Annotated in this window: 26 protein-coding genes; 11 read left to right on the top strand and 15 right to left on the bottom strand. The window is 70.7% G+C overall.

The window, feature by feature from the left end; all coding sequences use genetic code 11:
• Positions 1–65: 65 nt before the first annotated feature.
• Both IPK24_02065 and IPK24_02060 read right to left on the bottom strand, forming a co-directional pair.
• Entirely contained in the window at positions 66–617 is a 552-nt protein-coding gene (locus tag IPK24_02065) for an ERAP1-like C-terminal domain-containing protein (protein ID MBK8074360.1), read from the bottom strand.
• Positions 554–2,578 carry an aminopeptidase N gene (locus tag IPK24_02060; GenBank protein MBK8074359.1) on the bottom strand — a complete coding sequence of 675 codons (2,025 nt, stop codon included), beginning with the start codon at positions 2,576–2,578 and terminating at the stop codon, positions 554–556. Before IPK24_02060 ends, IPK24_02065 begins: the two co-directional genes overlap by 64 nt.
• 144 nt (positions 2,579–2,722) lie before the next feature.
• Here IPK24_02060 and IPK24_02055 point away from each other — a divergent pair, with 144 nt between their 5' ends.
• Positions 2,723–4,252, top strand: coding sequence for a UDP-N-acetylglucosamine 1-carboxyvinyltransferase (locus tag IPK24_02055; protein ID MBK8074358.1), 1,530 nt, complete (start codon positions 2,723–2,725; stop codon positions 4,250–4,252).
• A gap of 6 nt (positions 4,253–4,258) precedes the next feature.
• Here the strand turns inward: IPK24_02055 and IPK24_02050 are convergent, their stop codons facing one another.
• From IPK24_02050 to IPK24_02000, 11 genes are all read right to left on the bottom strand, one after another.
• On the bottom strand, positions 4,259–4,600 hold the full coding sequence (locus IPK24_02050; GenBank protein MBK8074357.1) for a CD225/dispanin family protein: 342 nt from the start codon (positions 4,598–4,600) through the stop codon (positions 4,259–4,261).
• A 241-nt stretch (positions 4,601–4,841) separates the two neighbouring features.
• Positions 4,842–5,273: a DUF2752 domain-containing protein gene (locus IPK24_02045; protein MBK8074356.1), complete on the bottom strand. Its 432-nt coding sequence runs from the start codon at positions 5,271–5,273 to the stop codon at positions 4,842–4,844.
• 4 nt (positions 5,274–5,277) lie between these two features.
• Positions 5,278–5,736: a CD225/dispanin family protein gene (locus tag IPK24_02040; GenBank protein MBK8074355.1), complete on the bottom strand. Its 459-nt coding sequence runs from the start codon at positions 5,734–5,736 to the stop codon at positions 5,278–5,280.
• A gap of 107 nt (positions 5,737–5,843) precedes the next feature.
• Positions 5,844–6,461, bottom strand: coding sequence for an RDD family protein (locus IPK24_02035; GenBank protein ID MBK8074354.1), 618 nt, complete (start codon positions 6,459–6,461; stop codon positions 5,844–5,846).
• 117 nt (positions 6,462–6,578) lie between these two features.
• Positions 6,579–7,934 (bottom strand): aldehyde dehydrogenase family protein, encoded by a 1,356-nt coding sequence (locus IPK24_02030; GenBank protein ID MBK8074353.1) that lies wholly within the window; start codon positions 7,932–7,934, stop codon positions 6,579–6,581.
• 107 nt (positions 7,935–8,041) lie between these two features.
• Complete coding sequence (locus tag IPK24_02025) at positions 8,042–8,578, bottom strand: YbhB/YbcL family Raf kinase inhibitor-like protein (GenBank protein MBK8074352.1); 537 nt, start codon at positions 8,576–8,578, stop codon at positions 8,042–8,044.
• A 60-nt stretch (positions 8,579–8,638) separates the two neighbouring features.
• Positions 8,639–9,658, bottom strand: a complete 1,020-nt coding sequence (locus IPK24_02020) for a proline racemase family protein (protein MBK8074351.1) — start codon at positions 9,656–9,658, stop codon at positions 8,639–8,641.
• Between the two features lie 30 nt (positions 9,659–9,688).
• Positions 9,689–10,513 (bottom strand): SAM-dependent methyltransferase, encoded by an 825-nt coding sequence (locus tag IPK24_02015; GenBank protein ID MBK8074350.1) that lies wholly within the window; start codon positions 10,511–10,513, stop codon positions 9,689–9,691.
• A gap of 119 nt (positions 10,514–10,632) precedes the next feature.
• The gene (locus tag IPK24_02010; GenBank protein ID MBK8074349.1) at positions 10,633–11,682 is read right to left on the bottom strand and encodes a dihydrodipicolinate synthase family protein; all 1,050 of its coding nucleotides are present in this window, start codon (positions 11,680–11,682) and stop codon (positions 10,633–10,635) included.
• Complete coding sequence (locus IPK24_02005) at positions 11,582–13,321, bottom strand: FAD-dependent oxidoreductase (GenBank protein MBK8074348.1); 1,740 nt, start codon at positions 13,319–13,321, stop codon at positions 11,582–11,584. Before IPK24_02005 ends, IPK24_02010 begins: the two co-directional genes overlap by 101 nt.
• Positions 13,318–14,487 carry an FAD-binding oxidoreductase gene (locus IPK24_02000; protein ID MBK8074347.1) on the bottom strand — a complete coding sequence of 390 codons (1,170 nt, stop codon included), beginning with the start codon at positions 14,485–14,487 and terminating at the stop codon, positions 13,318–13,320. The genes IPK24_02005 and IPK24_02000 overlap by 4 nt, the downstream gene beginning before the upstream one ends.
• Here IPK24_02000 and IPK24_01995 point away from each other — a divergent pair.
• Positions 14,486–14,977 (top strand): phage holin family protein, encoded by a 492-nt coding sequence (locus tag IPK24_01995; GenBank protein MBK8074346.1) that lies wholly within the window; start codon positions 14,486–14,488, stop codon positions 14,975–14,977. The two genes, IPK24_02000 and IPK24_01995, sit on opposite strands and share 2 nt — an antisense overlap.
• Here IPK24_01995 and IPK24_01990 read toward each other — a convergent pair.
• Positions 14,946–15,383, bottom strand: coding sequence for a VOC family protein (locus IPK24_01990; protein MBK8074345.1), 438 nt, complete (start codon positions 15,381–15,383; stop codon positions 14,946–14,948). The two genes, IPK24_01995 and IPK24_01990, sit on opposite strands and share 32 nt — an antisense overlap.
• Positions 15,384–15,462: 79 nt before the next feature.
• On the opposite strand from IPK24_01990, the gene dhaK reads away from it, so the two are divergent.
• The 9 genes from dhaK (at position 15,463) to IPK24_01945 (ending at position 23,227) form a co-directional block, all read left to right on the top strand.
• The gene (gene dhaK / locus IPK24_01985; GenBank protein ID MBK8074344.1) at positions 15,463–16,458 is read left to right on the top strand and encodes a dihydroxyacetone kinase subunit DhaK; all 996 of its coding nucleotides are present in this window, start codon (positions 15,463–15,465) and stop codon (positions 16,456–16,458) included.
• 2 nt (positions 16,459–16,460) lie between these two features.
• A complete protein-coding gene (gene dhaL / locus IPK24_01980) occupies positions 16,461–17,132 on the top strand; it encodes a dihydroxyacetone kinase subunit L (GenBank protein MBK8074343.1) in 672 nt (223 codons plus the stop codon).
• A 3-nt stretch (positions 17,133–17,135) separates the two neighbouring features.
• Entirely contained in the window at positions 17,136–17,555 is a 420-nt protein-coding gene (locus IPK24_01975) for a dihydroxyacetone kinase (GenBank protein MBK8074342.1), read from the top strand.
• A 634-nt stretch (positions 17,556–18,189) separates the two neighbouring features.
• Positions 18,190–20,085, top strand: a complete 1,896-nt coding sequence (locus IPK24_01970; GenBank protein ID MBK8074341.1) for a DUF222 domain-containing protein — start codon at positions 18,190–18,192, stop codon at positions 20,083–20,085.
• A 122-nt stretch (positions 20,086–20,207) separates the two neighbouring features.
• Positions 20,208–20,450 carry a hypothetical protein gene (locus tag IPK24_01965; GenBank protein MBK8074340.1) on the top strand — a complete coding sequence of 81 codons (243 nt, stop codon included), beginning with the start codon at positions 20,208–20,210 and terminating at the stop codon, positions 20,448–20,450.
• A gap of 52 nt (positions 20,451–20,502) precedes the next feature.
• Positions 20,503–20,748: a hypothetical protein gene (locus IPK24_01960; GenBank protein MBK8074339.1), complete on the top strand. Its 246-nt coding sequence runs from the start codon at positions 20,503–20,505 to the stop codon at positions 20,746–20,748.
• Positions 20,749–20,766: 18 nt separating this feature from the next.
• The gene (locus IPK24_01955) at positions 20,767–21,981 is read left to right on the top strand and encodes a hypothetical protein (GenBank protein ID MBK8074338.1); all 1,215 of its coding nucleotides are present in this window, start codon (positions 20,767–20,769) and stop codon (positions 21,979–21,981) included.
• A gap of 31 nt (positions 21,982–22,012) precedes the next feature.
• The gene (locus IPK24_01950; GenBank protein MBK8074337.1) at positions 22,013–22,441 is read left to right on the top strand and encodes a carboxypeptidase regulatory-like domain-containing protein; all 429 of its coding nucleotides are present in this window, start codon (positions 22,013–22,015) and stop codon (positions 22,439–22,441) included.
• 60 nt (positions 22,442–22,501) lie between these two features.
• Positions 22,502–23,227: a 1-acyl-sn-glycerol-3-phosphate acyltransferase gene (locus tag IPK24_01945; GenBank protein ID MBK8074336.1), complete on the top strand. Its 726-nt coding sequence runs from the start codon at positions 22,502–22,504 to the stop codon at positions 23,225–23,227.
• Between the two features lie 20 nt (positions 23,228–23,247).
• On the opposite strand, the gene iolD is transcribed toward IPK24_01945, so the two are convergent.
• A complete protein-coding gene (gene iolD / locus IPK24_01940; protein MBK8074335.1) occupies positions 23,248–25,170 on the bottom strand; it encodes a 3D-(3,5/4)-trihydroxycyclohexane-1,2-dione acylhydrolase (decyclizing) in 1,923 nt (640 codons plus the stop codon).
• Positions 25,171–25,253 lie beyond the last annotated feature (83 nt).

Genomic DNA, 25,253 nt, shown 5'->3' with positions numbered 1-25,253 from the left:
CCACGAAGCGTCGCGCCATCGACAGGGCACCGCCACCGATCCGGCAAAGAAACCACCAGAGATGGTCACCCCGGGTGAGTCGCGGACGTCTCAGGTGGTTGAATCGTCACCATTAGTGAGTGATCCGACACAGCGAGGCGGCGACGGAGGTCATCCGCGCGATCGAGCACCACCCGGGCCACGGCCCGGTCGACCTCCGGTCGGGCCGCCAGGTCCTCGGCGAGCCGGACGGCAGCGCGATTCGACGTCGTCCAGGGGAAGAAGCTGCCGGCGGCGTCGGCCAGCGCCCAGCCGGACCGGTGCTCCGCCATCGAGGCGACGACCTCGAAGTACGGCAGCACGTAGGGGTCGGTGAGCGCCTGCTGCCCCCACTGGTACATGCCCGCACCCGCGGCGGCGACGACGTAGTTGGATGCCCTGGTCTCACCGGTGACGTGGCGCCAGGCCCAGGCCTTGGCCGACGGTTCGGGCAGGGCCGCCAGACACCCGGCCAGGGCGATCTCGGCCCGAGCGCTCGGGTCGTCCCGACAGCGGCGGTGGAGTTCGTCGCTGGTCACCTCACCGAGGGCGGCCAGGCGGTGCAGGATCCGCCAGCGCAGGTCGAGATCGACTGCCACCTCACCGATGACGGCCGCCTCCAGCCAGCCGCGCAACGCCTGCGCCGACGTCGCGGAGTCGACGCCCACGCGGGTCGCCGCCAGCCGCACGTCCGCCGTGCGGTGGTGGTCGTGGTGGAGGCCATCACGCCACACATCACGTCGTGCAGCGTGGCGAGGGCCTGCGGCGGGTCGTCGCACACCGGCACCAACCGGGTCACGGCCCAGTGCCCGATCGTCTCCACCGCGACGCTGTCCCGCTCCGTCGGCAGGGCGGCGAGCACCAGGTCGAGCGCCACCGTGGGGTCGAGCTCGGCCTCGTGCAGGCTGCTGCGCAACGCGGTCCAGGTCGCCGCCCGCAGCATCGGGTCGCCGGTGCCGGGCAGGATCTCGACCAGCGCCGTGACGGTCTGCGGGTCGAGGCAACTCACCGCCCACGAGGTCACGCCGGCGTCCAGGACGACGGCTGCCCCGGCCCTGACCGCCGCTCCGGCAGACTCGGGTAACGGTGTTCGAGTTCCGTTGGCCTGCACGGCATGCCGCGCCCACCCCGACTCGTGGTGTACCGCCACGGTCACCGGGTGCCGCCGCGCGCTCACCGGCCGGACGCCGACCGCAGCCGTCGACCGGTCGAGCCGCAGCCGGTCGACCCCCGGCGCCGCGAGCCAGTCGCGCACCCAACCGGACAGGTCGATCCCCGCGGCCGACTCCCAGGCCGAGACCAGGTCGGCCATGGTGGCGTTGCCGAATCGATGGCTCACGATGTGCTGCCGCAGACCGGCCAGGAACGCCGCATCGCCCAGGGTGGTCGCCAACTGGGCGACCAGGGCCGCCCCCTTCGCATAGGAGATGCCGTCGAAATCGGCCAGCGCCGTGGCGGCATCCGGCGCCGGCCCACCCGCGACCGCGTGGGTGGTGGGACGGCTGTCGGCGGCGAGCCCCCAGTTGCGGCGGCGAAACGTGTCGTGCACCCGGGCATCGGTGTACTCGGTGGCCTGCGACGTGACCCGTTGGCCCAGGTACTCGGCGAAGGACTCGTTGAGCCACAGGTCGTCCCACCACCGCGGGGTGACCAGGTTGCCGAACCACATGTGGGCCAGTTCGTGCGCCACCGTCGTCGCGCGGTTCAGCACCTCTCCCCGAGTGATCCCGGAATCGAAGATCATGCTGTCGCGCAGCGTCACGCACCCCGGGTTCTCCATGGCGCCGGCGTTGAACTCGGGCACGAAGGCCTGGTGGTAGTCGCCGTAGGGGTAGCGGACGCCGAACAGCCGGTGCAGTTCGGCGAAGCTCTGCCGGGTCACGGTCAGGATGTCCTCGGCCTGTCGGTCCAGCTCGACGGCCAGCGAGCGCCGGGCGGACAGGCTCAACGGAATCGACACCCCGTCGACCTCGGCCACGTCACGCACCACGTGATACGGCCCGGCCACCACGGTGAACTGATAGGTGGCCAGCGGTGGAGTCACCGCGAAGGTCCATCGGCCCGGTTCGACCTGGTCACCGGGGGCATTCGCGAAGACCACCCAGTCGGGGTGACAGGTCACGCTCAACTGCACCGGAGCCTTGAGATCGGGTTGGTCGAAGCAGGCGATGATGCTGGGCGCGGCGTCCAGGAAGCTCATCGCGTAGAGATAGACCCGGCCGTCGGCGGGGTCAACGGCCCGGTGCAGGCCCTCACCGTCGGTGCGGTAGGCCATCTCGGCCTCGACCTCGAGCTCGGCCTCGCCCGCCTCGAGGTGTAGCGGGAAGCGCGCGCCGTCCAACTGGTCGACCTGCAGGGCCACCCCGTCGAGCCGGACGCCGATCAGCCGCACCGGGGCGACGTCCAGGAAGGTGGTGCCGGCTCCGTGAACGGTGAGGCCGATCCGGGTCCGCGAGATGTATCTGGTGGTGTCGTCGCCGAGATCAAGCTCGACGACATAGTTGCGGACCGTGATCATCTCGGAACGCCGGGCCGCCTCATCGCGACGCAGGGAAACCATCGGATCACCTTAGGGGCGCTACAGATCGGCGGCCACCACGGCAATCGACAGGTCCCGTGCCACCCTGTGACGCTTCACTCTCGGTGGGCGCGTCGTGGGGCGAAGCGGTCATCGGCATCTCACATACGAGATACGGTGTGCGCCATGTCCGAGGCCCACCTCGCCCAGATCGGCACGCTGATCCGCGGCGCCCGCACCCATCGCGGGCTCACCCAAACCCAACTCGCCGAGGCGCTCGGCACGAGCCAGAGCGCGGTGCACCGCATCGAGCGGGGTCAGCAGAACCTCACGGTCGAGATGATCGCCCGGATCGGCGAGGCACTGGACTCGGAGCTGTTCCACCTGGGCTCCGGCCCGGTGCACCTGCGGGTGCACGGCCCGACCAAACTGGCCGGCGCGATCGATGTGAAGTCGTCGAAGAACGCCGGCGTGGTGCTGCTGTGCGCGGCCTTGCTCAACCGCGGCCGGACGACGCTGCGCCGGGTCGCGCGCATCGAGGAGGTCAACCGGCTGCTCGAGGTCCTGGACAGCATCGGCGTACGCAGCCGGTGGCTCAACGGTGACGGCGACCTCGAGTTGACCCCCAGCGGCGCCATCGACCTGTCGGCGATCAACGCCGACGCCGCCCGTCGCACCCGTTCCGTCATCATGTTGCTCGGTCCGCTGCTGCACCAGCTGGAGTCGTTCCACCTGCCGTACGCGGGTGGCTGCCAGCTCGGACTGCGCACGGTCGAGCCACACCTGACAGCGCTGCGACCCTTCGGCCTGACCGTCGCGGCCACCGAGGGCGAGTACCTGTGCCAGGTGAACCGCGAGGTCGCCCCACACCGGCCGATCGTGCTGACCGAGCGCGGCGACACCGTGACCGAGAACGCCTTGATGGCCGCCGCACTGCACGAGGGCGAGACGGTGATCCGCAACGCCTCGTCGAACTACATGGTTCAGGACCTCTGCTTCTTCCTGCAGGAGCTGGGCGTCACCGTCGAGGGCATCGGGACGACGACGCTGCGGGTGCGCGGGGTACGCGAGATCGACGTCGACGTCGACTATGCGCCGTCCGAGGACCCGATCGAGGCGATGTCGCTGTTGGCGGCCGCCATCGTGACGGACTCCGAGATCACGATTCGCCGGGTGCCCATCGAGTTCATGGAGATCGAACTCGCCGTCCTCGAGGGCATGGGGCTGGACTACGAGCGCAGCGAGGAGTACCTGGCCGCCAACGGCCGCACCCGGTTGGTCGACCTGACCACCCGCAAGTCGGTGCTCCACGCGCCGATCGACAAGATCCACCCGATGCCGTTCCCGGGCCTGAACATCGACAACCTGCCGTTCTTCGCCGTGATCGCGGCCACCGCGACCGGGCAGAGCCTGATTCACGACTGGGTCTACGAGAACCGGGCGGTGTATCTGACCGAGCTGAACCGGCTCGGCGCCTCGGTGACGCTGATGGACCCGCACCGCGTGATCGTCCAGGGGCCCACCCGCTGGTCGGGCACCGAGGTGGTCTGCCCACCGGCGCTGCGTCCGGCGGTGGTGATCCTGCTGGCCATGCTGGCCGCCAAGGGCACCTCCGTGCTGCGGTCGGTCTACGTGATCAACCGAGGCTACGAGGACCTGGCCGAGCGACTGAACGCCCTCGGCGCCGACATCGAGATCTTTCGCGACACCCTCTGAGGCGGTTCATGGCGCGAGGCCTCCGGGCCTCTGGGCCAGGAACACCGGGATGGCCACCGAGACCACGATCGAGAGCCCGATCACCACGATCGTCGACAAAGCCGAGATGACCGCCCACTTCTTGGCCGACTGTGCCGCGACCATCGCCTCGGTGTGCCGGCCCGCGTCGTACAGGTCGTTGACCTTCGCAGCCTGCACAATCGACACGATGCCGGCCGGAAGGCAACACAGCACGGTGGTGAGGATGGCCCAGACCAGGTAGTTCTCGGGCCGGGTAGCGGCGCCCTGACCGGGGCGCCCGTACAGGCCCGCCCCCTGCCGCGTCGGTGTCCCGAACTGAGGTGGCATCCCGAACTGAGGTGGCGTCCCGAACTGAGGTGGCGTCCCGAACTGGCCGACGCCCGGCAAGCCGCTGCTCGCCTCGCCCGCCGGGGGCGGGAGCGACCCGTAGCGGCCAGTGCCGAACTCATGGCCACGCGACTCAGCGCCCACCGGCCGTGAGCCGAACCGATTCGACTCGTCCTGGCCAGGATCATCGACCACGTGCACTCCTCGGGATCGGTCTCATCGGGATGTCTCGGTGCCGACCTCAGCCGGACGGCGCGAGCCCCATAAACGGTGGCCAGGGCAGATTGCGCGCCACCCAGTACGCGCCGACCAGTACCGCCAGGGCATAGATCACCCGGGACGGCGCATGGGCAACCCGCGGCCAACGCTTCGTCCACCGAGGCGGCAGCGACCAGGCCAACCAGGCATAGCCGAGAACCGGCACCACGATCACGGCGAGCACGTTGTAGCTCACCGCCCCGGAAAGGTCACCGGCGAGCAGGCGGTTCAGCGCCCGCAGCGACCCGCACCCCGGGCAGTAGGTGCCGGTCAACGCCAGCCAGGGGCAGACGCCGTAGGCGGCGGGCTGCCGCGGATCGTGCACGGTCAGCGCGGCGGCGGCGAGCAGCGTCGCGCAGCCGGTCGCGGCCGGCGCCACCCATCTCGGCAGCGACCGGCCGACGCGTCCACGCATCGCGTCAGGGAGCGAGACTGCCGCTCGAACTCACCAGGACGACGAATCCGAGGTAGAGGACGCCGACGACCACGGCGGCGACCGCGGAGATGATCGACCACTTCTTGGCCTGGTCGGCCGCAGCCTGCGCCTCGGCGTAACGACCGGTGTCGTACAAGCCGTTGACCTTGCCCGCCTGGACGATCGCCACGATGCCGGCGGGCAGACAACAGAGCACCGTCGACAGGATCGCGATCACCAGGTTGTTGTTCGGCCGCGGCCTGCTGGGCGGAGCCGGGTAGCCGGTCTGCGGTGCCCCGAGCTGCGACGCACCGAACTGCGGCGACCCGAACTGCGGCGACCCGAACTGCTGAGGCGACCCGAACTGTCCGCCCGCAGGAGGCGGGAACCCACCACCGGGTGGCTGCTGGCCGGGCGGCTCGTACCGAGGAGGCTCGGACGGCGGGAAGGGGCTCTCGGTCACGACACTCCTCCAGAGGTCTGGCTACTGAACGTGAGTCATATCGACGTCGAGTAGCCAGATCCTGAGGGGTTGCGACATGTTGCCCCGAGGCCGGGCCGCCGTGACGGTCAGCGGGGGGCGGCCGTGATCACCACTGTGCTGCAGACCTTGTCGGCGAAGGTCTGACGGCGCTCGTCCCAGAGCGGCCACAGGTAGCCGATCATCATCGACCACGAGTCGAGCAGGTGCGCCAGGTCGCGCACGAAGGCCATGCCGCCACCGATGGGTCGACCGGTGCTCGAACTGACCAGCCAGAGCCCCAGCTTCTTCTTGCCCCAGGATTGACCGCGCCCGCCCAGGACGTAGCGGTTCCAGATCACGCCGGCGAGCATCACCAGGCCGCCGATGCCGACCAACGCGATCCCTGCGACGGTGACACCATCGCTACCCATCGTGCCGTCCTCACGCAGATTGGCGAACAACAGGCCGAACCCCACGAGGTAGGGAATCGCGAACGGGATCATGAACACCTGGTCCAACAGATAGGCCCCCACCCTCGTGCCCCAGCCGGCGTACGCCGAGGTCGACGCATACGCCTGCGCCGGTGGTGCGGGGTACGCCGGTGTGCCGTACGCGGGCACCGGTGCCCCGTGTGCCGGCGTCCCATAGGCCGGCGCCCCGTAGGCCGGCGCCACCGGGGTCGACGCCCCATATTCGGGCGCTGCGTAAGGGTTCGGTTCACTCATCGGTCGCTCACCTGCATGCTGATCACAGTCCCTCGAGTCGGTTGATCTTCGGGGAGCGACCCTACTGCGCACCACCGACATTCGCCCCCGAGTGGGGTGATCCACGGAAACCGGCCATCAGGGGTGCGGCGAGAGCGTGATGGTGCGCGTCGAGGCGTAGAAGTCCAGGGCGGCCAGCCCCTGCTCGCGCGGGCCGTAGCTCGACTCCCGCTCGCCGCCGAACGGTGCCCAGAAGTCCACCCCGGTGGTCGGCGCGTTCACCTTCACCAGCCCGGTCTGCACCTGCCGCGCCACCGTCAGCAGCGCCCCCAGGTCACGCCCGTGCACGCTGGTCACCAGGCCGTAGCGCACGTCCTCGGCCAACCTGACCGCCGTGGCGACGTCCGCGGCCGGCAACACCACGCTGAGCGGGCCGAACGTCTCCTCCTGCGCCACCGGGTGATCTGCGGCGAGACCATCGATCACCGTCGGGGCGACGAACCAGCCGTCGCCCTCGGCGCCCGCGGCGACGCTGACACCGCCGGCGAGCACGCGCCCCCCACCGGCCGTCGCCGCCTCGGTTGCGGCCAGCACCTTCTCGCGTGCCGCCGGCGTGATCACCGGTCCGACCGCCACCCCGGCCGACGCCGGGTCACCCGGCTCCAGGGCGCGCACCGCGGCCACCAGCGCCTCGGTGACCTCGGCGACGCGCGCGGCGTCCCCGATGGCGATCACCCGGCGGGTGGCAGTGCACTTCTGACCGGCGAACCCCATCGCCGCACCGGCGATCATGGCGGCCGCTGCGGCCGGGTCGGCGTCCGGCAGAACGATGGCGGCGTTCTGGCCCCCCATCTCGGCCTGCACCGGGACGCCGCGCTCGACGGCCGCCATCGCCACGCGGCGACCGACCCCGGCCGAGCCGGTGAAGCTGATCACATCGGAGTTCTCGACCAGCGCGGCACCGGTCACCGGGCCGCCGGGAACCACTTGGAACAGGTTGGCCGGCAAGCAGTCTGCGAGCAGCTGCGCCAACCACTGGGCACCGCCGAGGGAATCCGGGGACGGCTTGAGCAGGACGGCGTTGCCCGCCGCCAGAGCAGGTGCCGCCTTCCACAACGGGATCGCCAGCGGGAAGTTCCACGGTGTGATCAGGCCGGCGACGCCGTGCGGACGCCGCTCGGTGAGCAGCATGCCGGGCAGACTCGGCGGCAGAACGCTACCGAGCGGGGCATAACACGCCTGGGCGTAGTACTCGAGGATCGCCACCGCGCGTCCCACCTCGCCGGCGGCCTCCCCCGCCGGCTTGCCCACCTCGGCCACGATCAACGCTGCGGCCTCGGAGGCCTTGGCGCGCAGGGCATTCGCCGCGGCCGTCAGGGCCGCGGCCCGCGCCGGGGCCACCTGCCCCCACCACTCCCGCTGCGCCCTCCGGGCCCGGTCGGCCGCTGCGGCCACGTCGACCGGGGTGGCCGACGGCGACTGCGCGACCACCATCGACGGCTGCTGAGGGCTGAGCGAGCGGATCTGGCCGTCGTCGATGGCGGTCACGAGTGAGGGTCCTCTCGAGGGTGATCGGGCAGAAGGGCTGAGGGACGGGTGATCTAGTGCGCGAAGGTGCCCACCACGATGGCTCGCGCCAGCGTGTGGAAGGCCAGGTTGAACGAGACCACGGCCGGGCTGGCCGAGCCGTCGACCGGCAACGCGTCGACGTCCACGGCGTGCACCACGAAGAAGTAGCGGTGCACCTGGTCGCCGGGCGGCGGGGCGCAGCCGTCGTAGCGGCGGTTGCCGAAGTCGTTGCGGACGTGGAACGCGCCGTCCGGCAACTGGTCGTCGTCCGCGCCGGCACCGGCGTCCAGCGAGGTCACCTCGGCCGGGATGTTCACCGCGAGCCAGTGCCAGAAGCCGGACGGCGTCGGCGCATCGGGGTCGAAGCAGGTGACACAGAACGAGCGGGTGCCCTCGGGCGCCCCGGACCAGCTCAGCTGGGGCGAGACGTTGGCGCCGGCGGTCGAGTCGTGCACGAAGCGCAGGTCCATCGCGGCGCCGTCCGACAGATCGGCACTGGTCACGGTGAACGATCCGACGGCGGGCAGCAGGTCATAGGGGTTCGGGGAGACGGGTCGGTCCAGGCTCATCACAGGCTCCTTCGCAGGCGTGGCGGGACGGAGAATACGGCTCCGAACTTCAGCTCGGGACTACAGCTCGAAGCCTTCCGGGAAAGGGTCGCCCGGGTCCAGGTGCCATTGGGCCGTTCCGGTCACCCAAGCCCGTCCGGTGATGGTCGGGATGATCGCCTCCAACGCGGCGGCACCGCCCTGACCGCCGACGGTGACCCGCTCGACCGCGCGGCCGACGAAGTGCGTGCCGATGAACGACTCGTTGACGAAATCGGTGTTCAGCTCGAGCTCGCCGCGCGCCACCAACTGGGCCACCCGGGCACTGGTGCCGGTGCCGCACGGGCTGCGGTCGAACCAGCCGGGGTGGATCGCCATCGCGTGCTGCGAGCGCTGCGCGGTCGAGCCCGGCGCCACGAACTGCACGTGATGACAGACCGCGATCTCGGGGTTGTCGGGGTGCACCGGACGACGCTGCTCGTTGATCGCGGCCATCAGGGCCAAGCCGGCGTCCAGGATCTGCTGCTTGTTCGCCCGGTCGAACGCGATACCGAGCTGGGCCAACGGCAAGATGGCGTAGAAGTTGCCGCCGAAGGCCATGTCGTAGCCGACCTCGCCGAAGCCCTTCACCTCGACCGTGGCCTCGCGCTCGAGCAGGAAGCTCGGCACGTTGCGGATGGTCACCGCGCGCGCGGCACCGTCCTCGACCCGGACGTCGGCGATCACCAGCCCCGCCGGGGTGTCCAGCCGGATCGTGGTCACCGGCTCGACCACCTCGACCATGCCGGTCTCGACCAGCACGGTGGCGACCCCCATGGTGCCGTGGCCACACATCGGCAGACAGCCGGAGACCTCGATGTAGAGCACCCCGACGTCGGCGTCCGGGCGGGTGGGCGGTTGCAGGATCGCCCCGCTCATGGCCGAGTGGCCCCGCGGTTCGGTCATCAGGAACGTCCGCAGGCCGTCCAGGTGGGTCATGAAGTGCCGACGACGGTCGAACATCGTCTCGCCGGGGATGACCCCGACTCCTCCGGTGACCACCCGGGTGGGCATGCCCTCGGTGTGGGATTCGACGGTGTGGATGACCCGGCGCGACCTCATGGGCGGCACTCTACGGTCGCCGCGGCGCTCTCAGGGCTTGCGGGCGACACCACACAGCGCCGGCGAGTAGTCCACCGACGCGGAGGTGCCCGGCGCCGGACGCCACTCGTTCAGTGAGACCACCCCGGGCTCGATCAGGTCGAGGCCCTCGAAGAACGCCGTGATCTCGTCGCGGGTGCGCCGCTTCATCTGCGTCCCCACCTTCTCGTTGTACTTCGAGGTGGCAGCGTTGGCGATGCCGACCTCGTCGTCCCGCATCGGGTGCGAGACCACCAGGTAGCTGCCGGGGGCGAGGGCCGCAACCAGGTCGCGCACCAGATCGTGGGCGTCGTCCATCAAGAACTGCAGCGTCATCAGCAACAACAAGCCGACCGGACGGTCGAGGTCGAGGGTCTCGGCCGCCCGCCGCAGCACCGCGGCCGGGTCCCGCAGATCGGCATCCAGGTAGGCGATGGTGCCCGGACTGCCGACGAGCAGCGCATGGGCGTGCACCAACACGATCGGATCGTTGTCGACATAGACCACGCGGGTGTCCGGCGCGATCGCCTGGGCCACCTCGTGCACGTTGTTGGCCGCGGGCAAACCTGTTCCCAGATCGAGGATCTGAGAGATCCCGGCCTCTCTCACCAGGTACTCGACGGCCCGCACCAGGAAGGCCCGATTGGCGCGCACGCCGGGCACGATGCCGGGGTTGGCCCGGATGACCGCCTCGGCGGCCTCTCGATCGGCGGGGTAGTTGTCCTTGCCCCCGAGCCAGTAGTCGTACACCCGGGCCGGATGAGCCACCGAGGTGTCGATCTGCACCACACCGCGGTGATCGCCCAGTCCGGAGGATCCGTGCTGGCCTGCTGACATGAGGTGACCCTGCCTGCCGTCGTCGACGTGTGCACTGATTGCCACGAACGTTGACGATTATGCCTGCCCGGCTCCCCCGGCGACGATGCCGGGAAGGTCAAGGAATCCTCGAGAACTCCTCAGCGCAGCCCGGCGTCCTGGGCTGCCTGCGTGGCCGTGCGGACCGCGGCCTCCTGCTCGGGCAGCAGCGGTTGACGGGGCGGACGGCACGGGCCGCCGTAGCGTCCGGCCATGTCCATCGACAGCTTGATCGCCTGCACGAACTCGGTTTTCGAGTCCCAACGGAGCAACGGGTGCAGCGCCCGGTAGAGCGGCATCGCCTCGCTCAGCCTCGATCCATCGGACGCCGCGGCCAGGCTCGCGCGCCACAGGTCCATGCTCGCCCGGGGCAGGGCATTGGGGTAGCCGGCCACCCAGCCGACCGCGCCGGCCAGGGCCAGCTCGAGCGTGACGTCGTCGGACCCGACCAGCAGGTCCAGACCCGGCGCGAGTTCGGCCAGTTCATAGGCCCGCCGGACGTCGCCACTGAACTCCTTGACGGCGACGATCAGTCCCTCACCGTGCAGTCGGGCGAGCAACGCCGGGGTCAGATCGACCTTGGTGTCATAGGGGTTGTTGTACGCCACGATCGGCAGGCCGACCCGGGCAACCTCGCGATAGTGCTCCATCACGGCCCGCTCATCGGCGCGATACGCGTTGGGCGGCAACAACATCGCACACGGGGCGCCGGCCTCGGCGGCCTGCTCGACCCACCGGGCCGATTCCCGCGCACCATAGGCGGCCACACCGGGCATGACCACGAACGGGGTGCCCGCGGCGATCAGCTCGGCGGCGACCTCACCGGCGGTACGCGCCACGGCGGCACGCTCGTCGTCCGTCAGGGTCTGGTACTCACCCAGCGACCCGTTGGGCACGACGCCGTCGCACCCGTTCGCCGCGAGCCAGCGCAGGTGGTCGGCGTAGCCGTCGAGGTCGACCGCCAGCGCGTCGCCACCGGCCGGACGCAGCGGAAGCGCGGTGGCCACGAGCACGCCACGCCAGGGAGTCTCGGTCACGGCAACCCTCGATTCAGAGTGATTCGTCGGATGATTCGACCAATGATGCCAGTCGTGGGGCCGCCGCAACAGGGCGCGGGTCGACGAACTGCCCCGAGCGCCGTCCGGTGGCATCGGCCACCAGGCGGTCGACTCCCTCGCCGCAGATCCGTCCCTGACACCAGCCCATGCCGCATCGGCTCAACAGTTTGGCGGTCCGGGCGTCGGTGGCACCCAGCTCCCGGACGACGCCGCGCAGCCGCTCGGCGTCCACCTCTTCGCAGCGACACATCACCGTCTGCGGCGTGACCGCCTCGAGCCAGGCGGGCCGCACCGGGTGCGCCAGGTGCATCGTGGCCGCGAAGGCGGCGAGCTTGCGACGGCGGGCCAGGTCCGCGCCATCCGGGGCACTGGGGACGCCGCGTGCCCGAGCCGCGGCGGCAGCCCCGGCCAGGCGACCCGTCACCTGGGCCAGTGCGGCACCACCGACACCCGCGACCTCGCCGGCCACGAACACGCCCGCCACGCCGGTGCGGCCCTCGGCGTCGGCGACCACGGCCGGGGTATCGGCGTGGGCGATCAGGTGCGAGGCCCCCACGGTGCACCCGGCCTGCTGGGCCAGCTCGAGACGAGGGGTGAACCCCCAGCCGACGGCCAGCGCATCAGCCCGTACCCAGCGCGCCGACCCTGGCACCAGATGACCATCGCCGGTCAGCCGCATCACCTCCACGGCCTCCAGTCGATCACGCCCCCGCGCTGAGACCACGGCGTGCCGGGGACGGACCGGAACCCGTTGCCGCGCAAGGATGGTGGCGTACTGCGCGGCCTCGAGCAGCACCTGCGGGACGGCGGTCGCCGTGCGCCAGCGACGCGCCCAGGCCCGGCCGTCACCGGCCTCGAACACCGCCGCGACCTCGGCCCCGGCCTGCACCAGACCGGCGGCCAACGACACCAGGAACGGGCCGGTGCCTGCCACCACGACCCGCCGCCCGGGCAACACCCGGTGTTCCTTCAGCAGCGCCTGGGCACCACCGGCGCTGAGCACGCCCGGCAGGTCCCAGCCGGGGAACGGCAACACCCGGTCGTGCGCCCCGGTGGCCACGACCACGGCGGACGCCGTGAACGTGACCGCTCGCTCGCCGGGGCCGTCGGGCCGCTGCGTGCCGCCGTCGAGGGCGTGGACCACCACCCGGCCGGGCACTGCGGTCACGTCGAGCCGCCACACGCGGTGCCGGGGCCGGTGACGCAGCAGGCCGATGGCCGCCGCACCGCTGACCGCCACCTCGAGGGTGTGCCAGGCCTCCACGCCGTGATGATGGGGGCCGAAACCGTCCGGGCCATGACGCCAGTACTGGCCGCCCAGGCGCGCCTCGGCGTCCAGGAGCACCACCTTGGCGCCGTCGGCCGCGGCAGCAGCTGCGGCGGCCATCCCCGCAGGGCCACCGCCGATGACCACCACGTCGGTCGAGACCTCTTCGAGGGGAATCTGTTCCGAGGTGGTATCGACTGCGGGGGGAAGGGCTGCGCCGGACTGCGGTACGACAGACATGCCCGCCGCGGCCGGAGTGATGCAGGCCCGCTGGTCACCGACCCCATCGATCACGACCAGGCAGTCGTGACAGATCCCGATGCCGCAGAACACCCCGCGGGGCGAGCCGGCGACCCGGGTGGTGCGCAGCACATGGTCACCCGCCGCCCACAGCGCGGCACCGACGCTCTGGCCCGGCTCGAAGGGAACCCGCCGACCGTCGAAATCGAACCACCCCGTGCTCACGCCGCCCCCTCGAAGCGTTCGGGCCGCACCGATGCCAGGTCCGCGCTCGGCGGGGCACCGGTGAGGATCTCGGCCACCAGCTGACCGGTGCCCGCGGCCAGGGCCACGCCGGCGCCCTCGTGACCACACGCGTGCACCAGCCCCGGGGCGCGTGGGTCCTCACCGATCACCGGCAGGTGGTCGGGTGAGTACGGCCGGTAGCCCCGGTAGGTCCGCAACAGCCGGGCACCGGCGAGCACCGGGAACAAGGCGACGGCCTGAGTGGCCAACCGCCGGACGACGGGCACCGGCATCCCCGGATCGAACCCCACGCGTTCGCGGCTGGCGCCGATCAGCACGGTGCCGGACGGCGTCCCCTCGACCACGGCACTCGACTCGAGGCCGGCCGCGTCGCTGGCCACGGTGGACAGGTACTCGGCGGCATACACCTTGCGCCGGATCAGCGGCGGAAGCGGTTGGGTGACCAGGACGACGCCGCGCCGCGGCAGCACCGGCACGTTCACCCCGGCCAGGGCGGCCAGCGGCTGCGCCCAGGCCCCGGCGGCGTTGACCACGTGAGCGCACTCGATGCGGGCGCCACCGGACAGCTCGACCCCGACCACCCGGCTGCCCCGGCGAAGGAACCCGGTCACCTCGACGTGGGTGCGCACCACCGCACCCAGCCGGCGCGCGGCGGCCAGCAACGTGGCGGTGGCGAGCATCGGCTGCAGCTGGCCGTCCTGGGGGTAGAGCATGCCGCCCGCCAAGCCGTGCGCCAGGTGGGGTTCGAGCTCGCGCAACCCCTCGGCGCTCACCGTCGAGGCCTCGATCCCCATGCCCCGTTGGCCGGCGGCGATCTCCTCCAGCCGGGTCAGGGTGGCGGCGCCGGCGGCGATCATCAGGCCGCCCTTGCGCTCCAGCTCGATGCCGCCGCCCGGCAGACCGGTCACCTCGGCCAGGTGTTCGCTCACCTCGTCCCAGTGCGCCAGGGAGTGCTGCGCCAGAGCCAGCTCGGGCCCGGCCGGTTTGTCCGAGACCAGCAGATTGCCCTCACCGCCACTACTCGCACCACCGAAGATCGTGCCGCGATCGAGGACGGTCACCGCCAACCCGGCCCGGGCCGCCGCCAGCGCACACGCCGCTCCGACGATGCCGGCGCCGATCACCACCACATCGGGCGAGCTCATGGGGCGTTCGTATCACGCAGCGGCAGGCTGCGGCATCAGACCATGCCGATCTCTCCGATCAGGACCAGCGGTGGCCGAGCGAGGCCGACCTTGCGAGAATGCGATCGTGAAGTCTCTCGCGATCAAGGTCGTGGTCAACGCGCTGGCGATCTGGGTCGCCACGCTCGTCGTCCCTCAGGTCGATGTCACCGCCGCCGACACCACCGGGCGCGTGGTGACCCTGCTGGTGCTGGGCGCCGTGTTCGGGGTGATGAATGCGCTCGTCAAGCCGATCGTGAAGGTGCTGGCGTTCCCCTTCTACGTGCTCAGCCTCGGGTTGTTCGCGTTCGTGGTGAACGCGTTGATGCTCGAACTCACCGACTGGTTGTCGGACTCGCTCGGCATCTCGTTCAGTTCCGGACCGTTCTTCTGGTCCACCATCGGTGCCGCCGTCGTGGTGACGTTCGTCAGCATGGTGCTCAACCTGGTGCTGCCGGACGGCAAGGAATGACGCTCTGACCGATCGGCCCGGGGTTGAAGGCCACCTCCCACCGGAACCCGCTGGGGTCGGCGAAGTAGCCCGAGTAGCCGCCCCAGTCCCGGTGCTCCCCGGCTCGCACGTGGCGTGCACCGGCCGCTCCGGCCGCCTCGAGCACGGCGTCCACCTCGGACGGCGAGGACACGTTGTGTGCCAGCGTGATCGGCACGATGCCGTCACCGCGCCGGATCGGGCCCACCTCGGCCTCGAATCCGGTCGCGCTCCACAGCGAGAGCACCACGCGCTCGGCCACCCGGAACATCAGCACCTCTCCGGGCACGTCGAGGTCGGATCGCCACCCCAACCCGTCGACGTAGAACCGCCGCGCGGCGTCCAGGTCGTCGACCGCGAGGGTGATGAAGCTCAGGCGCTGATCCATGTATCGACCTCCGCGAGCGGGTGCATGCTGGTGCCCGCATCCTCTCGCGTCAGCCGGCTGCCGACCTTTGGAGATGGCGATGAAGAAGCTCGTCAACGACCCGGCCGAGATCGTCACCGACGCCTTGCGGGGCATGGCCGCGGCGCACCCGAGGCTGCGGGTCGATCTCGAACACAAGGTGGTCTCGCGCGGCGATGCTCCGGTCGCCGGCAAGGTCGCGCTCGTGTCGGGCGGCGGATCGGGCCACGAGCCACTGCACGCGGGCTTCGTCGGGGTCGGCATGCTGGACGCCGCGTGCGCCGGTGAGGTGTTCACCTCGCCCGTGCCCGACCAGATCCTGGCAGCGACCACGGCCGTGGACGGCGGCGCCGGCGTGCTGCACATCGTCAAGAACTACACCGGCGACGTGATGAACTTCGAGATGGCGGCCGAGTTCGCGGCGGACGCCGGGATCGAGGTCGCCTCGGTGGTGATCGACGATGACGTGGCGGTGCAGGACAGCACCTGGACCGCGGGCCGGCGCGGCGTCGGCGGCACGCTGCTGGTCGAGAAGATCGCCGGGGCCGCGGCGGCCCAGGGCCGATCACTGACCGAGGTCACCGACCTGGCGCTACGAGTGAACGCCTCGGTGCGCAGCATGGGCGTGGCGCTGACCTCGTGCACCGTGCCGGCCGTCGGTCACCCGACGTTCGACCTCCCCGAGGATCAGATGGAACTCGGCATCGGCATCCACGGCGAGCCCGGACGGCGACGCGTGCCGCTGGCCTCGGGCCGGGAGGTGGCCGCGATGCTGGTCGAGCCGATCCTCGCCGATCTGGACTTCACCGGAGCGCCGGCGCTGCTGTTCGTCAACGGGCTCGGGGGCACGCCGCTGATCGAGCTGTACCTGATCTACCACGAGGTGGCCGAATTGCTCTCGGCCGCCGGGGTCACCGTGGCACGCAACCTGGTCGGCCCCTATGTGACCAGCCTCGACATGGCCGGTTGCTCGGTGACCCTGCTGCGCGCGGACGACGACCTGCTCGGCCTGTGGGACGCGCCGGTGGACACGCCCGCACTGCGGTGGGGAATGTGACGATGACCGGCGAGAGCATCGACGCCGCGGCTGTCGACCGCTGGCTTCGTGAGGCCGCCCGACTGGTACACCTGGAGCGAGATGCCCTGACGGCGTTGGACTCTGCCATCGGGGACGCCGACCACGGGCTCAACCTCGACCGTGGGTTCAGCGCCGTGGTCGCCGAGCTGGACGCGGCGGGCGATGGGTCGACAACGCCTGCGGCCGTCCTGAAATCGGCCGGCATGAAACTGGTGAGTACCGTCGGCGGAGCCAGCGGGCCGCTCTACGGCACTCTGTTCCTGCGCATGGCTGGCGCGGCCGGCGCCTCGGAATCCCTGGACGCCAACGGGTTCGCGGGGGCGTTACGAGCCGGGCTGGACGGCGTCCGGGCTCGCGGCAAGGCCGATCTGGGCGACAAGACTCTGGTCGACGCCCTGGAACCGGCATGTCTCGCCGCTGAATCAGCCGTGTCGGCCGGCGAGGGTCTCGGCTCGATGCTCGAGGTGGCGGCCACTGCCGCCGTGGCCGGGCGCGATGCCACGGTTCCGATGCTCGCCCGCAAGGGCCGGGCCAGCTATCTCGGCGAACGCAGTGTGGGACATCAGGATCCGGGAGCGACGTCGATGGCGCTGTTGCTCAGGGCGGCTGCCGACTCGCTGGTCACCACCTCCGGCTCACCCGGGAACGGCTGAGCCGTGGTCGGTTTGGTGGTGGTGAGCCACAGCCGGGCCTTGGCTCGCGCAGCGTTGACGCTCGCTGAGCAGATGCTGACCTCGCGCCGTCCCCCGATCGAGCTGGCCGCAGGGCTCGACGAGACCACGTTCGGCACCGATGCCACCGCCATCGCGGCCGCCATCACGGCGGCCGATGCCGCCTCCGGTGGTGACGGCGTCGTGGTGTTGATGGACCTCGGCAGCGCCGTACTGTCGGCCGACCTCGCACTCGACCTCGTGGACGACGCAGGGTTGCGTGAACGGGTGGTGCTGTCCCCCGGCCCCCTGGTCGAGGGCTTGGTGATGGCTGCGGTGACCGCCGCCACCGGCGCATCGCTGGCCGCCGTGGCCGAGGTCGCAGCGAATGCCTTGCACCCGAAACAGGTACGCCTCCAGGCGTGAGCCACGGCCGCAGGGCGAGATGAGAGCGGATGACGGATTCCCTCTGCAGTGCGGGCTCTACCTGCGCCCCTTCGCTCGCGCCACCTGCCACGACGGCATCTTCCCCAACCGCGGGCGTGACCCCCTCACGCCGCATGACGTGCGGCGCCTGGTGGAGCGGCTGCGCGAGGCAGGGCTGCCGCCGGAGCGACCCTTCGGCAGCGCCGTCTCCGGGAACGCCAGCCAGCCTGGGGCGATCCCGTCACGGTCAACCTCCCCGCCCTCGCCAAGGCGGGGGCAACGTGGTGGATGGAGTCGCTGATCCACCACGACCCACTCGACCTCTCGCTGAGGTCGTCGACGCCGGGCCGCCTCACAGCTGAGGTCAGGGTTATCGACGGGTCAGGGTTATCGACGGGTCAGGGTTATCGACAGGACAGCGCCATCGAACCCGGCGCGCGCCGGCTGGTGGGGCGAAGTCTCTGAACGTCGTCGTCGGTGCGAGGCTTGGGCGCAGAGTTCTCCCGATAGGCAAAGTGCCCTGAAGGCTCACTCTGTGACAGTGAATTCCTTCAAAAAAATCGTTCTGCTGCAATGGCTTTCATAGCCTCATCAGGCGGCTTGGTTGTCGGTGGTCGCCCGTACTGTTCGATTCATGGAGCCGGAGCAGACACCCGATCCGGACGGCGACCCCGCCGTCGGGAACGGCGACGTATCCGGTATCCCGCATGATGCCGGCCAGGCCGCGGATGAGTTCGGTGCCAGCCAGGTCACCGCAGTGTTGGACGAGGTCACGACCCGAATCATGCAACTGCAGACCACCCCCACACTGACCTTGTCGGACGATGAACTGCGCACCGCGGTGATCGCTGCCCACCGGGTCGCGAACCAGGTCGAGGCCGCCGTCCTGCACCTGGTCCGCGCCCTGGATGATCGGCCCGAGGCAATGCCGACCTGCGCACCCGGCAAGGTCGCCGCCACGTTCCTGGTGCATGCACTACGCATCGACCCCGGCACCGCCGCCCGCGACGTGGCCGCGGCCCGTGCCCTCGACCCGGACGGCGCCGGGGTGGGCGTCGGCGGCGACAGCGACGGTGCGGGTCTGGGCGGCGCCGTGTCGGGGTTGCCCGGGGTCGGGGCGGCGTTGGCGGAGGGGGACATCTCCCGCCGCCACGTCGAGCACGCCGTCGGCTGCCTCGGTCGCATCGATGCCGACGTGCTGACCCATGTCGACCCGGACGGGATCTCTGGGATCCAACGAGTCGACGATTTCCTGGCCGAACAGGCCCGCAAGCACGCCCCGCACATGTTCCGGCGTCTGTGCACCCAGCTCGAAGAAGCACTGAACCCCGACAAGGGATTCGATCCCGAGGCCCACCAGAAGCGCTACCTGCACCTGGGCACCGACGCCATGACCGGGATGCTGATCGGCCGGTTCGCGCTCTCCCCCGCCGACGGACTGATCGTCCGCAATGTGATCCACGCATTGAGCGAACCCACCAAACCCAGCAAGACCACCGAGACCGACGCTGACGCCTGCTCTGGCGGGCAGGTCCAAGGTGAACTGCCGCTAGGTGATCCACGCACCGCGGCGCAACGCCGGGCCGACGCCCTGACCCACCTCGCCCGTCTCGCCCTGCACCGTGGCACCGACCCCGACGAAGGCACCGACGAAGGCACCGACGAAGGACCACCCGCCGATGCCGCGGGCCGCAACGACACCGCCACCCCGACGGATACCGCCACCAGCCCCAGCGACGACACCGGCAACGACAGCAGCTGCAACAGTGACAGTGATAGCAGCGACAACGGCAGCGGCAGCGGCGTCAGTGACGACGCCGGCGAGGATGGCAGTGGCGCGACGTCGTCCGCGGGGCCGGCAACCACCCGCCAGAGCAGCCCACCCACCACCGGCAGACCGCCCAGCCCGCCACCCCCCAAAGGCGTGCACATCTCGCTGATCGCCACCCTCGACCAACTCACCGCCGCCCTCACCCCGAAACCCACCCCCGGTGCCGGGCTCGGCAGCGACCTCGGCCCCGGCGGCGGACCCCTACCCCGCCACGTCCTGGCCCAGATGCTCTGCACCGCCCTGATCTCCCCCACCATCCTCGACGGCAACGGAGCCGTGCTCGCTCAGGGACGGGCCCAACGCCTGGCCACCCCGGCCCAGCGCCGCGCCGTATTCGCCCGCGATCGCGGCTGCGTGATTCCCGGGTGTGATGCCCCGCCCGACTGGTGCGAGGTCCACCACATCACCCCCTGGGCCGACGGCGGTCTCACCGACGTCGACAAGATGGCAGCCGCGTGCGGACGCCATCACACCGGCTTCCATGCCGGCATCTGGACCATAACCATGATCAACGGTGTGCCCTGGGTCATCCCCCCGGTCTGGCTCGACGCCCTCCAACGCCCCCGCCGCAACACCATCCACGACGATGAGCGAGCCGCCCACCACCTCGCGCAGCACCTGGCCGAGCAGCTCGAACTCGACCTCGACGCAGCGCCCGGTCTCCCGCTCGGCCTCGAGAGGCCCGAGGACCCACCGTGACCAGCCGGCGGCCGCGAGACAAGCCGAGAGAAGTTCAGCTGCGATGTATCCGGCAGACTCGCCGGCCCCTCAACAGTGTGATGCGCGTCAGACCGAGCGCGCCGAAGAGCAGGGGGTCGGGTGTGAGAACGTCATCGCGCCCATGGTTGTGGGCGACCACTGCACTGTTCGTGATCTTCTCGCTGCTCCTGGTGGCAGCCTTGGTGGCACCGACCTGGATCGAATCGGTGCTGGGCTTCTCGCCCGATGCCGGCACCGGCGAGGCGGAGTGGGGACTCGCCACGGCATTCGGGGTCGTCGCCGTGGCGTCCGGCCTCTTCGCGGGGCGTCAGTGGCGCCGAGTGTGGGTCAGTTCCCGCGCTTGACCGTCGGTACTCGCCCGCCAGTATCAGAACGACATGACACGAGGAGCATCGAATGCCTGACGAGGAGACACCTGTCGTGTTCGACGACGTCGAGGACGCGTCGTCCGCCGACGCCGGCCCGGAGCGACGGCTGCCCCGCGGCGTGAGGAGCGCGTCGGCCGACCAGGACCGGCCCAGTGCGCAGGAGCTCGACCAACGCGAGGCTCGCATGAGCGGGCCGCGCAAGCCCATGGGTCCTGACGACGACCGGCCGCTGCTGGACGACGGAGTCGAGCCGACCGAACCCGAACAGCCCTGACGACACCGAAGAGGCGTGATGGCTACTGTCCAACTGATCAGAAACATCGGCCTGACCGACACCGCCACGACGGCCTCGACCTCGAACGTGGGCGAACCGAGCGCCGCCACCTCGGGTGGCAACATCTTCTTCACCGGCAACTGGTACGCATCCCGGTCCACCAACGACGGCACCAACTGGACCTTCGTCGATCCGTACACCACGCTGCCGGCAGCCGCCGGCGGGTTCTGCTGCGACCAGTTGGTGCTGTACAACCCGCGCCACGACATCTGGGTCTGGGTTCTGCAGTACGTGGCCACGGGGGGCAACAACGTGTTCCGCGTCGCGGTGAGCCGCGGTGCGTCGTTCGGGTCCTGGTATTGGTGGGACTTCAATCCCCGGTCCCTGGACGCGACCTTCACCGACCTGTGGTTCGACTATCCCGACGCGGCGTTCAGCGCCAACCATCTCTACCTGACGTTCAACTCGTTCAATGCGGCCGGTAACTGGCAACGGGCCTTCGTGTTCAAGCTGCCGCTCGCCACGTTGGCCTCCGCCGGATCGTTGGGGTACCAGTGGTGGTCGACGACCGCCAACGGTTCGCTGCGCCTGACCCAAGGTGCGGGAGCCAACATGTTCTTCGGCAGCCACAACGGCGGGACGACCCTGCGGGTGCACTCCTGGCCGGACGCCGTGACCTCCATCTCCTCGTTCACCGTCACCACGGCGGCGTGGAGCAACGGGCCGTACACCGCTCCCGGCCCGGGTGGCGTCGATTGGTTGGGCAGGCTCGACTCCCGCATCACGGGGGCCTGGACGAGCGGCTCGGAGGCAGGCTTCATGTGGTCGGCCTCGGCCCGAGCGGGCCGTCCCCTCCCGTACGTCAAGGTCGTCACCATCGATACCTCGGCCAAGACGATCACCGGTCAGCCGGACATCTGGAACGAGACCTCGGCCTTCGCCTACCCGGCGTGCGCGCCCAACTCCTCCGGTCAGGTCGGCGTGAGCATGTTCTTCGGGGGCGGCGCTCGGCATCCGTGCCACGTCGTCGGCGTCCGGGACGGTTCGGCCTGGCGGTTGGTGATCACACGGTCCTCAACCAATGGCCCGAGCGGCAACCGATGGGGCGACTACGTCACGGTGCACCCACACAGCCCGGACTCCTCGACGTGGGTGGCCACCGGCTACACCATGCAAGGAGGCACAGACCGCCGCAACGTGGAACCGCAGTATGTGCAGTTCCGCGCCGTCTGAGGTTTCTCAGGTCGGACGCCGGGTCCGCGGGGTGGGTCCGCTGGTCGGCGCAGCGCTGATCCTGCTGCCGCTGGCCGGCCTCGGCACCGGGTGCGGCGGGAGCGATGATGGCCGATCAGCTCCGCGGGCGGTGGTGGTCACCGGACGGGTGGTGACCACCGCCTGCCCCGAGGTGAGGTCACCACCCCCCGGTGGCTGCCCCGCCAGCCCGATCGCGGGGGCGACCGTGGTCGTGCTCGATGCCGGTGGGGTCGCGGTGGTCCAGACGACCACCGCGGACGACGGAACGTTCCGTCTCGCGACTCAGCTCACGCCTGGCCCCTGCACGATACGAGCCACCGGTCCGCAGCCGGGCGCAGCGGGACCGGCCACGGCGTCGGCCACGGTGACGGTGACCGACGGGTCGCCGGAGCAGCGGGTGTCCGATCTCGAACTCCGCCTCGACACCGGAATCCGCTGATCGTGTCCTCGGGGGTGGGTGTCTCGGTTCGGCCGGCTGGTTCGCGCATAATGATCCGCCGTGAGTCTCTACGCGGTCGCGATCACGGTGATCGACGCCGTCCTCGGTCTGAGCACGCGGCGCACGCATCGCCACCTCGACCGGATTCCGCGCGACGGGCCGGCGATCGTGGTCAGCAATCACCTCTCGCTCAGCGACCCGCTGGTGCTGGGGTGCGCGCTGCGTCGGGCCGGGCGTCGAGGCACCTTCCTCGCGATGGCCGAGGCCTTCTCCTGGCCCGTGGTGGGCAACCTGCTCCGCCGCACCGGGCAGATCCCGGTGCGGCGTGGTCTGGACCCCCAGGCTGCGATCCAACCCGCGCTCGAGGCCCTCGCCCACGGCTGGGTGGTGGCGCTCTACCCCGAGGGCCGCATCACCACCGAGCCCGACTACCGGCCGATGCCGACCGGCCGCAGCGGCGCCGTCCGGCTCGCCCTGGCGGCGGACTGTCCGATCGTGCCGGTCGCGCAGTGGGGCGCCCACTGGCTGGTCACCCGCGAGCACACCTCGTCGCTCACCCGCCGGCTTCGCTGGCTCGGCAGGCTGCGGCCCAACCGGGTGCCGCGACGACCCCCGGTCACGGTGACGGTCGGCGCACCGATCAGCCCTGCCGAGCTACGGGCCGCGGCCGGTCCGGACGGCACCGACCTGCGCGCCGCCACCGATCTGGTGATGAGTCGGGTCCGGGCACTGCTCGCCGAGATCGCCCACGACGACCTGCCCGACCTGCTCGACCCCGCCGCCTGAGCGATCGGCCTGGCACACACTCAGCCGAGCCAGCGCACCTGCAAGCCCTTGTTCGCCTCATAGGACTCGCGACCCGACAACGAGGTCGGCACCCCGACCTCCCACCAGGCGCCGGCCTCGGTCCAGGACGACGGATGCGTACGGCAGAACACCACCGCCGGACGACGCGTGGTCCGGGCGGTCTCCTTCGCGCGCAGGTAGGCGGCGCGCAGGTCCTCGACGCTCGATCCCTCGGGGACGTCCTCCACCTCGGCACCCAGCGCCCGGGCGTGGGCGGCGAAGTCCACCCGCAGCTTGGATTCGGCACCCGGGCCGCGGGCATCGTCCAGCAGGTTGTTGAAACCCGCTGCGCCCTGGTTGGTCTGCAACCGATGGATCACCGCGTAGCCACCGTTGTCGCACAGCACCATGACGAACGGGTGACCCGAGAACGCCGCCGAGTAGAGCTCCGAGTTGAGCATCAGGTACGACCCGTCCCCCAGCAGCGAGGTCACCACGCCGTCCGGGTGGGTTCTCGCGCGAGCCATCGACGCGCCCCACGGCCCGGCGACCTCGTAGCCCATGCACGAGAAGCCGTACTCCAGATCCATGGTGGCGCCCGAACCCGGGTGCACCGGCGTCTTGTCCTCGGGCACGTCGTTCACCGTGCGCCAGCCGCCGTGGATCTCGCCGGGGTAGCCCCCCGAGGAGACGACCACGTAGTCGTCGTACGTGCTGGCATCGTTGACCACACCCAGCACCTGGGCGTAGGTGAGCGACCCGTTTGGCGCCGCCCCGGCGCGCAACGTGTCGATCTGCGCATCCCACGAGGCCTTCTCGGACGCCGCCCGCGCCGTCCACGACCGGTCGACGACCCAGCCGGCCAACGCCGCCTTCAGCTCGACCAGCGTCTCGCGGGCATCGCCGACCACGGCGTGGGCATTGTGCTTGACCGCATCGAAGCGAGAGGTGTTGATGTGCACCAGCTTCGTGTCCGGCCCGAACAGGGTCCACGAGGCAGTGGTGAAGTCCTGCAGCCGAGTACCGACGGCCAGGACGACGTCCGCCTCGCCGGCCAGGGTGTTCGCCGAGGTCGCGCCGATGATGCCCAGTGCACCCCCGTAGAGCGGGTGATCGTGCGGCACCAGAGTGCGTCCCGCCGGGGTCTCCACGATCGGAACCCCGTGCACCGTCGCCAGTTCCATCAGGTATTGGCCCGCACCGGAGTACCGCACGCCACCACCGGCGACGAGCAGCGGCCGCTTGGCGGCGCGCAGGATCTCGACGGCCTCGCCCAGCGCCCAACTGTCCGCCCGCGGCCGCGGCACCTTGTGCACCCGGGTGGCGAACATGGCCAGGGGGTAGTCGAACTCCTCGGCCTGCACGTCCTGGGGCAGGGCCAGGACGACGGGGCCGACGTCCGCGGGATCGGTGAGCACCCGGGCCACCTGGGGCAGCGTCGACATCAGCTGCTCGGGCTTGGTGATCCGGTCGAAGTACCGCGAGACCGCGCGGAAGGCGTCGTTCGCCGTCGTGGTCGGGTCGCCGTAGTGCTCGACCTGCTGCAGCACCGGGTCGGGGCCGCGGCCGGTGAAGGTGTCGCCGGGCAGGAGCAACAGCGGCAACCGGTTCGCCATGGCCAACCCGGCGGCGGTGACCATGTTCAGCGCGCCGGGGCCCACCGAGGACGTCGCGACCATCACCTGCCGGCGGTCCATCGCCTTGGCGTACGCCGCCGCGGCGAGCGCCATGCCCTGCTCGTTCTGGCCTCGCCAGGTGGGCAGGGCCTCCCCCGCCTCGTGCAGCGCCGTCCCCAGCCCCAGCACGTTGCCGTGACCGAAGATGCCGAACACCCCGGCGAACAGCGGCGCCTGGCTGCCGTCGAGCAGCTCGGTGCGCTGGGCGATCATCCAGCGCACCAGCGCCTGGGCGGTGGTCAGGCGAACCGTGTCGGGGTGGGTCATCGCGAATCTCCCGGGAAGTCTTGGTACTACGTGACTTTGGGTCCGGCTCCGGTTCGGCTCCGGTTCGGCTCCGTGCGACTCCG

The sequence above is a fragment of the Kineosporiaceae bacterium genome (genome assembly GCA_016713225.1).
In the GTDB taxonomy this organism is placed as follows: domain Bacteria; phylum Actinomycetota; class Actinomycetes; order Actinomycetales; family Kineosporiaceae; genus JADJPO01.
The sequence above is the reverse complement of the archived record's forward strand: the minus strand, read 5'-3'. Positions and strand labels throughout refer to the sequence as shown.